Source organism: Niastella sp. (assembly GCF_045805085.1).
In the GTDB taxonomy this organism is placed as follows: Bacteria; Bacteroidota; Bacteroidia; order Chitinophagales; family Chitinophagaceae; genus Niastella.
Genome location: NZ_JBJMLX010000327.1, coordinates 61371 through 70434 on the forward strand (window position 1 = coordinate 61371; position 9064 = coordinate 70434).

Annotated in this window: 6 protein-coding genes; 5 read left to right on the top strand and 1 reads right to left on the bottom strand. The window is 43.6% G+C overall.

From position 1 onward, the window contains the following. Nucleotides 1-149: 149 nt before the first annotated feature. The 4 genes from ACJ751_RS17355 to ACJ751_RS17370 all read left to right on the top strand — a co-directional run bounded on the left by ACJ751_RS17355 (nucleotide 150) and on the right by ACJ751_RS17370 (nucleotide 6694). Entirely contained in the window at nucleotides 150-3176 is a 3027-nt protein-coding gene (locus ACJ751_RS17355) for a tetratricopeptide repeat protein (RefSeq protein ID WP_407746784.1), read from the top strand. A gap of 93 nt (nucleotides 3177-3269) precedes the next feature. Beyond that, nucleotides 3270-4940 carry a hypothetical protein gene (locus ACJ751_RS17360; protein WP_407746785.1) on the top strand — a complete coding sequence of 557 codons (1671 nt, stop codon included), beginning with the start codon at nucleotides 3270-3272 and terminating at the stop codon, nucleotides 4938-4940. Nucleotides 4941-5035: 95 nt separating this feature from the next. Further along, a complete protein-coding gene (locus tag ACJ751_RS17365; protein ID WP_407746786.1) occupies nucleotides 5036-5740 on the top strand; it encodes a hypothetical protein in 705 nt (234 codons plus the stop codon). Nucleotides 5741-5794: 54 nt separating this feature from the next. Beyond that, nucleotides 5795-6694: a methyltransferase domain-containing protein gene (locus ACJ751_RS17370; RefSeq protein WP_407746787.1), complete on the top strand. Its 900-nt coding sequence runs from the start codon at nucleotides 5795-5797 to the stop codon at nucleotides 6692-6694. Here the strand turns inward: ACJ751_RS17370 and ACJ751_RS17375 are convergent, their stop codons facing one another. Then, nucleotides 6695-7525: a glutaminyl-peptide cyclotransferase gene (locus ACJ751_RS17375; protein WP_407746788.1), complete on the bottom strand. Its 831-nt coding sequence runs from the start codon at nucleotides 7523-7525 to the stop codon at nucleotides 6695-6697. A 256-nt stretch (nucleotides 7526-7781) separates the two neighbouring features. On the opposite strand from ACJ751_RS17375, the gene ACJ751_RS17380 reads away from it, so the two are divergent. Continuing rightward, complete coding sequence (locus tag ACJ751_RS17380) at nucleotides 7782-8366, top strand: RNA polymerase sigma-70 factor (RefSeq protein WP_407746789.1); 585 nt, start codon at nucleotides 7782-7784, stop codon at nucleotides 8364-8366. Nucleotides 8367-9064 lie beyond the last annotated feature (698 nt).

Genomic DNA, 9064 nt, shown 5'->3' on the forward strand with positions numbered 1-9064 from the left:
AAAATAGGGTATTTGTTTTTTTCACATTTAGTATTAAAAAGAATTGTTAATCCTCCTACTTATCCACAACTGTTTGGAACGATGTTTGGTTTAAGGTTAAATATTTAGAACCTTTACGAAGTTTTACCTATCACCTTAAGGACACTGGAATGAAACAAACGACAGCTCTCATAACCCTCTTAGGTCTTTTTCATTTTTCCTATGCCCAGCAAACCCGTGTAATAACAGATCCCCAGGCAACTTTCAAGCAAGCTAAAGAGTTCTATCAGCGGGAGCAGTACAGTCTGGCATATCCTTTATTAAAAGACCTGCAATTACAACAAACATCTGCCGACCGTAGCAGCCAGGCTATTACCTATCAGGAAATAAAGTATTACACGATCGTTTGTGCGTTGAAGCAAAATGAGGAAGGCGCCGTAGTGCAGGCACAAAAATTTATTGAAACGGAAGATAATGTGGCCCGGGTGCAGATGATGAGCTTTCATCTGGCGGAATATTACTTCCGTAAAGATGATCTGGCAGCGGCCGGTTCTTTATACGAAACTACCAGTATCGCCAACCTGAGTAACCGGGAAGTGGCCGATATGAAGTTTCATCAGGGGTATGTATACTTTACGTTAAAGCAATATGATAAGGCCAAACCTAAGTTTGATGTCATTAGGCAGGATAAAAAAGATCCCAATTATGCCGATGCCAACTATTATTATGGCTTTATTTGTTTTTACGAAAAACGCTATAACGATGCGCTCACTGCCTTTTCAGTGGTGGAAGATCACCCCACTTATGGCAAGGTAGTGCCTTTTTACATTGCGGGTATCAAATATTCGCTGGGACAAAAAGAGCAGGCCCTGCAATATGCCGAAGCAAAATTGAAAAGAGGCAACCTGACCAATGAAAATCAAATGCGCCAGATGGTGGGGCATGCCTATTTTGAGAAAAAGCAGTTTGATAAAGCACTGCCTTACCTGGAAACATATGTGAACAAGGCCGACAGTGTAAAACGCGAGGATATTTACGAGCTCTCTTATTGTTACTATGAAGCAAAGAACTGGAATAAAGCAATAAACGGGTTCAAACAAATCAGCGGAAAAGAAGATTCACTGGCGCAAAACGCCATGTACCTGCTGGGTGACGCTTATTTAAAAACAGGTCAAAAAGCCAATGCCCGTAACGCATTCCTGATGTGCGCCCGCAACAGCAGCAACGCAAAACAACAGGAAGTTTCCCAATATAATTACGCAAAATTGTCTTACGAACTCGGTTACCAGGACGTAGCCCTGGATGAGTTACAGGAATTTTTGAACAAGTATCCGCAATCAGAATACAACAACGAAGCCAAGGAATTGCTGGTAAACATGCTGGCCAGCACCAATAACTATAAGGACGCCCTTACTTTACTGGAAAGTGTAAAGAACCCATCGGCCAATGCCCGCAAATTATACCCTGTGGTATTATACGGCCGGGCCACTGAATTAATAAACGATGGTATGCTGGTAAGCGCCGGCGACCTGCTTACTAAAGCTGAGGCAGACGCGAACAATACAGCCGTATTACCACAAATACAATTCTGGAAAGGAGAGATCTCTTACCGGTTGAATAAACTGGATGATGCCATCCGCTACTTCTTCGAATACCTGAAACGTCCCATTTCTTATATAGAAATAAATCCGGCCAATGCCAATTACAACCTGGGGTATTGCTTTTTGAAAAGAGAGAACTATAGCCAGGCGCTGGGATTTTTTGAAAAAGTGGTAAAAGACCCCAAGATCAATGCCGGTACGCTGGAGCAGGATGCCTATGTGCGCAGCGCCGATTGTTACTATATGAACCGCAATTTCAAACAGGCGCTGGCGATGTATGACAAAGTGATCAGTTATAGCTGGGCGGCTGGCGACTATGCTACCTTTCAAAAAGCCATGATCACCGGGGTAAGCAATGAAAAGGAAAAGATCAACCTGTTGGCTACCATCAACCGACGTTATCCGCAATCGAATTTGTCGGCCGATGCCAACATGGAAGTGGCCAACACCTATATCGCAGCTGAACAGTTCCGCGAAGCCATTCCCTATTTAAAGAATGTGATCAGCGACCCGCTTTCATCATTAAAGCCCAAGGCTTATCTGAAAATGGGGATCGCTAATTATAATCTGAATAACGACAATGAAGCGCTGAAACAATATACTACCGTACTGCAACAGTTCCCCAACTCACCGGAAGCTGATGCTGCATTGGAGAATGCCCGTATTATATATGTAGAACAGGGTAAAACAAGTGAATACGTAGCCTTTGCCCGTTCAATGGGTAAGGAAATTACCAGCAACCAGGAAGATGAGCTGATGTATCAGCAGGCGGAAGTGCAATTCAACAATGGCAATTTCCCGGCAGCAGCTAAAAAATTTGAGGAATATCTTACCCGTTTCCCCGATGGCAAATTTGCCCTGGAAGCATTATACTACAAGAGTGAAATTTTTAATAACGCAAAAGATTACGCAAAAGCCGCCGAAGGGTATGAGAAACTTTCAGACCTGGTGCCCAATAAATTTGGTGAAAAGGCTTTGCTGAATGCGGCACGACTGAACTTCTTTGAGCTGAAGAATTACGAGAAATCGGAGAAATATTTTACCAAGCTGAAAGAGTTCGCCACTTCGCAGGAGAACAAACTGGAAGCCATGCGTGGGTTGTTACGCAGCCAGTTCCAGTTACAAAAATGGAATGAGGCCGTTACCAATGCAAAAGACCTGTTGACGCAGAAAGGCATTGGTTCCGATGATAAAGTGATTGCGAATATGGCCATCGCCAAATCGTTCCAGGCATCCAACCAGTATGAGCAGGCGATCAGTTATTACCGCCAGGTTGTTTCGTTGAACAAATCGGCCTATGGTGCAGAAGCACGGTATGAAATTGCTAATTGTTTCTTTGTGCAGGACCGACTGAGCGATGCAGAAAAAGCGGCGTTTGAAGTGGTGAACAAATCAGGTTCCTACGAAACATGGGTAACCAAAGCCTATTTGTTACTGGGTGATGTTTACCTGAAACAAAAGGATTATTTCAATGCCAAGGCTACATTCCAAAGTATTGTAGACAATGCCAAACTCGAAGATCTGCGTCAGGAAGCGGACCGTAAGTTGAAACAAGCACAGGAGGAAGAGAAGAAGAATAGTAAGGTAGGGGGGTAACCCCAGCCCCTTAAAGGGGGAGCCAGTTACAAGTTTCAGGTTACAGGTTTCAGGGAGACGCCCATTCACCATTCACGAATTATCATTTTCCAGATGAATAAACAATTTAAAGCAATAGTTTTCTTAACTGGTATTCTTGCCGCAGCTACCGCGCAGGCGCAGGAGCCCAATAAAGGAAAGACCATTGATGTAACCTCTCAATTTAAACCGGTATTACGGGAAGCATCAAAGATCAATTTTAATGCAACCGAACCTGCGGTAGATACTACCAAGCCCAGGCTCATTTACAATATACCCGCGCAGAATTTATTTTTCAATTATCAGCCTGCAGGAGTAAGTCCGGTGGCGTTGAAAGTAGATTCGATCAACTCCTGGCAATACAGCAATTTTATAAAAGCAGGTATTGGTAACATTCATCAGCCATATATAAAAGCCGGGTTCAGCTTTGGCGATGGCAAACAAACCTTCTTTAATTTATTCGCCAATCACTATACGTCAAAAGGCGATCTGCCCTTCCAAAAGAACAGTCAAACCAGTGTAGGCGCCTCGGCTACCTATAAAACCACCAAGAATATGGAGTGGAATGGTAGTTTAGGTTTCCGCAGCGATGATTATTATTTATATGGGTTCCAGCCCGATTCACTTAAAAATAAATATACCAAAGACGATCTGCAGCAACGCTTTCAAACCATTGAAGGGAAGATTGATTTCCGCAATATTGCACCCACTGAATATGGATTGAATTACCACCCCAGCATTAAGGTAAGCGGCTTTAGCGACAAGATCAGCAACACCTCTAAAGGAAGTGAAACCAATACGGTTGTGAACCTGCCGCTGGAAAAGACCTTTGGGGAGAAATTCGCTTTCGGCCTTGGCGCTACTGCTGACCTCACCAATTATAAGTTTGGCGATAAAGGCAATAAAACAACCATTCAGAATAATTTATACCAGTTGGCAGCAGCACTTTCGGTTAAAACTGATAACGTGTATTTGCATGCCGGTATTTTGCCCATCTGGGACCACAAGGATTTTCATATGTTGCCCGATATCATGGCAGATATCACTACGGACGATAAAAAATTCACCCTGCAATTGGGTTGGGTAGGGGGCTATCAAAAAGGTTCGTACCAGCGTTTCGCGTCCATCAATCCCTGGTTAGCGCAGCCCGATACCCTGATGAATACCCGTACCATTGAAATGTATGGAGGCATAAAAGGATCGTTGGGCGATCATTTTTCTTATTCAACCAAACTGGGCCTGATTACCTATCACAACATGCCCTTGTTTGTCAATAATTATATAACAGATTCTACCGGCAAAAATTTCCTGACCCTTTATGAACCAAGGATGAATAACCTGCAATTACATGGTGAACTGGGTTATACCATTGGGGAGGAATTCAGCGCTATCGCCGGCCTTACCTGGAATAATTACTATAAGCTGGAGCAGCAAGGTGGCGCCTATGGGTTAATTCCCGTGGAGTTCAATGCTGCCATTCACTGGCAGATGGTGAAAGACCTGTTCTTTTATACTGAACTGTGGGCCTGGAACAAGCCAAGGTACCTCGGCAAAACTGGCGAGACCTTTAAAGGCGATAAGGCCTTCGATCTGAATGCAGGCGTGGAGTATAAGATCACTAAGAACTTTAATTTATGGATTCAGCTTAATAATTTGTTAAATCAGGATTACCAGCGCTGGAACCAGTACCATGTATTTGGATTTAGCTTTATGGGTGGTCTAACTTATTCATTTAATACGAAATAGGGAGTCAATTGTCTATTTCGTATTGGGGATAAACTTTGTGTTTCCATTACCGGAAATTTTTTGTTCTTTGCAGAAGTAAACAAAGGATATTTATTATGAATAATGTGTTGGTAAGTTATCTGCTTCAACATAAAAGCATCAGTATTCCGGGGCTGGGTTCAATGTATATTGAGCGCATTCCGGCGCAAACTGACTTTGTGAACCGTCGTATTCTACCCCCAGACTATCATTTCCGTTTCGATAAATATTTTGATGCTCCGGATAAAGATTTTTTCACCTATCTGGCCAAGCAGCAGAACATTGCCGATTATGAAGCCATTAAATGGTATAATGAATGGGCCTATGAACTACGCAGCAAATTGCGCGATGGGAATATCGTTGAGTGGGAAGGCATAGGGACCCTGAAAAAAGATATCTCGGGAGAAATTGTATTTGAATCTGCCGGTCGTATTCCCGGTTTACAGGAACCAACGCCGGCCAATCGCGTAATACATACTCACACGCAGCATACCATGCTGGTGGGCGACCAGGAAGTGACCCGCAAGATCTCTAACATAGACAGCGGCCCCACAACTGCAACAGAGGAGAATAATGTTGTATCGGGCGATGAGCAGGCGCCGAACCCTAACGAGCCTTATCATTATCCATGGGAGGAAGAAAAGCCAAAAAAGAAAGGCTGGTGGTTTTTTGCCTTAATTATAGCTGCATTGGCATTGGGGATGATCTTTTTCAGGGTGTATAAAAGCGGATTTGTTACTTCCGCCGCCGGAAACCACCAACCGATCAACGCAGCCCCTTAATTTTCTTTTAAACTAAAGGGATTCTTTCTTTTCTTTGCAGGTCATAAAAATCTGATGTCGTCACTTATACATTATACCACCTGCCCTGCCTGCGATTCGTCAGACATACATCGCGTTTTGGCAACAAAGGACCATACCGTATCGCATAAGACATTTGAGATCTGGGAATGTAGCCGTTGTACCATGCGATTTACGCAGGACGTGCCCCAACAGGATGATATAGCCGCTTATTATCAGTCGGATGATTATATATCACACAGTAATACCAGCAAAGGACTGGTGAACAGGTTATACCTTCGAGTGCGCGAACGTAGTTTGAAAAATAAAAGGAAACTGGTGCAATCTTATACCAATGCCGAAAGCATGCCCCGCCTGCTGGATGTTGGTTGTGGAATAGGCTCGTTTATGGACCATATGCGGCAGCATGGCTGGGCGGTGGAAGGGGTTGAACCAAGTGAAGTAGCCCGGGAAATTGCCGTTAAACAGTATGGTTTGTATGTATACCCGCCCGATAAATTCTTTGATCCTGCTTTAGGCAATTTTGATATTATCACCATGTGGCATGTGCTGGAGCATGTGCACCTGTTGAATGAATATATGTACCGGCTGAAAGAATTACTGCGTCCCCAAGGCGCCCTTTTCATCGCCGTGCCTAACTATACCAGCCTCGATGCTTCGAAATACGGAGAAAACTGGGCTGCCTACGATGTGCCCCGCCACCTGTATCATTTCTCGCCTGAATCAATGCGGTTACTGGTTGAAAAACATGGGCTCAGTTTACGCGCGGTAAAACCCATGTGGTTCGATAGCTTTTATGTAAGCATGCTGAGTGAGAAATACAAAACAGGGAAAGAAAGCGTGCTCAAAGGCGGTATCATGGGCTCCATCTCCAATTTAAACACGCTTTTTCATAAGGAACAGTGCAGTTCGCTGATCTACGTTATCGGTAAATAATTACTGCACTTTAATCTCATATAAATAAGGCCATCTTTTGCCGGTAACCAGCAGTTGGTTGGTCTCTTTGTTGTAGGCAATGCCGTTTAACACATCGGCGCCAGGACGCAGTGCGGCCGCTTCTTTCTGCAGATTATCCAGGTTGATCTTTCCAATCACACTACCCGTATTAGGGTCTATTTTCAGGATATACGTTGTTTCCCACTGGTTGGCATAAATATACCCGTTTACGTACTCCAGCTCGTTGATATTGGTTACGGGGCCGTTGTTATCCGTTACCCGCAGAATGTTGGCCACTTTAAGCGAGTCAGGAGTGAGGTAATACAGGTTGCTGCTGCCATCGCTCATGATCAGGTGGGTGGAATCGTGTGTAAGTCCCCAGCCTTCCTTGGCAGGGATCTTGAACTCTCTTATCAGTTTGAACGTATTGGCGTCGTATACAAAACCAACCCCGCTGGTCCAGGTAAGGTGGTACAGTTTATCATTGAAAAAGGTAATGCCTTCACCGAAATATTTGGTTTTATCCAGCTTTACTTTGGGAGTCGCCTTTCCGGTTTTCAGATCGGCGATGCCAAATTCAGAGGGGTAGGGGCTTTCATCGGCATTGCCCCCTGAGCTTTCGAACAATTGACCTTTATAGAACTCCAGGCCTTCGGTAAAATAGGCGGTGTCGTGGGGGTATTTATTAACTACTGCATATTGAATAGCCGGAGGGGCTGCATTGGCGTTATTATTGGAATCGCCGGCATTGTTGGCGCCTGCATCAGGATTGTCGTTACAGGCAGCCAGGGCGGTCAGTAAAACGATAGCTGCAAAAAGTACTTTCTTCATAATATCGTAATATGTGCTAAGCTTTCAAAAATACGATCGGAAAGATAAGTAAAGCTTATAGAATAATTAATTTTTGAATTTATTGGGGAATTTAGAGGTGTAAAAAATGTTGTTTTTGTAATCATTTTATAAGTTAATACAGCGTGTGGGATGCAACTGTATTATTGACCTTTTATCCATCACCAATGCTAAATTTTTTGCAGATGTAATTATTTTATCTGAAATTAGGCTTGCGATAAAACCAGAACTTGCCATTTTGAATGATCCCAATCATATCAGGTCGCTCCAGGAGCGGATTGCTTTGTATGAAGATATGCAAGCTTATCACGAGCTGTACAATCTCTTCTTTCATAATCTCCATCGTTTTTGCTTTTCTTTTGTAAAGTCGGCCGAAGCAGCTGAAGAAATTGTGTCAGATGTGTTCATTAAATTATGGCAGATCAGGAATAAATTACCTGAGATCGCTAATCTGAAAGTATATCTGTATCAGATAGCGAAGAACTTTTGTCTTAATTATATTACCCGCCATTTCAAGAACCCCGTTGCCAGTCTCGATGAAATGGATCTGGAAACGGTCATCAGCCTCGATAATCCCGAAGAACTATGTATCTCCGCCGATCTCATCAATACCATTCAGCAAACAATCAGACAATTACCACCACAATGCCGGCTCATTTTTCAAATGGTGAAAGAAGATGGCATGCGTTATAAAGAAGTAGCCGATATTCTCCAGGTCTCTGTTCTCACCGTTCGCAACCAGGTGGCCATTGCTACCCAAAAGCTGGCAGCAACCCTTCCTCCTTATATTAGTTTTCAGTACAGAATTGGTAGTAAGAAGTAGTAAACTCAGAAAAAAGAATAGTGTTTGCCTTACGCAGAGATGCGCAAGAACAGTTTTTTTAGACTTTTCAATTGGAATTGTCAATGAACTGTTTCTTATTTAAATCTATATCGATATAGAAACCTTATAACTTCAGTGGAAATTAAATTTAATACTGATCGTCATTTTGCACTGCTAAATTTTTCTCAATCGCTATAGCCAATACTAGCCTCCGGAAGAAGTCTGAACTGGGATTTAGGTGATGGATGGAGTGAATGGGAGATTGGTACCGGCAGGATGGTAGTTAAACTGTAGGGGAATTGCCTGGGTATTCTCTGGACACTCTCAGGGTATTCTCTGGAACTGCTCAGGCGTATGAGCATTCCCAGACAACTCCCAGACAACTCTCTGACCACTGTTAGACAACTACCTGAGCATTCCGCTACAGTCTGTCTCGTACAATCCCAAACGTCCCGCCATCCCATAAATCCCAGTTCAGACCTCTTGGATATGCCTGGGATCATGTAAGGAGGAGGGTGGGAGGCCAATTTCTTCGCAAATCCTTTTAGAATCCTTCGGAACTCCTCTTAGGCTTCTTCGCAAATTTGCGAAGGATTTGCGAAGCGTTTGCGAAGAAGGGTCGGCTGAGTCTTTGCTTAGGGTGGATCCAAACCGGTAAACGGAACCGGGTAACTGGTTATTCCCTGGTCAACTCGTCA

What these genes read in the sequence shown, in the direction of transcription:
- ACJ751_RS17355 (WP_407746784.1), top strand. Translation starts at nt 150, where the DNA reads ATGAAACAAACGACAGCTCTCATAACCCTCTTAGGTCTTTTTCATTTT.
- ACJ751_RS17360 (WP_407746785.1), top strand. Translation starts at nt 3,270, where the DNA reads ATGAATAAACAATTTAAAGCAATAGTTTTCTTAACTGGTATTCTTGCC.
- ACJ751_RS17365 (WP_407746786.1), top strand. Translation starts at nt 5,036, where the DNA reads ATGAATAATGTGTTGGTAAGTTATCTGCTTCAACATAAAAGCATCAGT.
- ACJ751_RS17370 (WP_407746787.1), top strand. Translation starts at nt 5,795, where the DNA reads ATGTCGTCACTTATACATTATACCACCTGCCCTGCCTGCGATTCGTCA.
- ACJ751_RS17375 (WP_407746788.1), bottom strand. Translation starts at nt 7,525, where the DNA reads ATGAAGAAAGTACTTTTTGCAGCTATCGTTTTACTGACCGCCCTGGCT.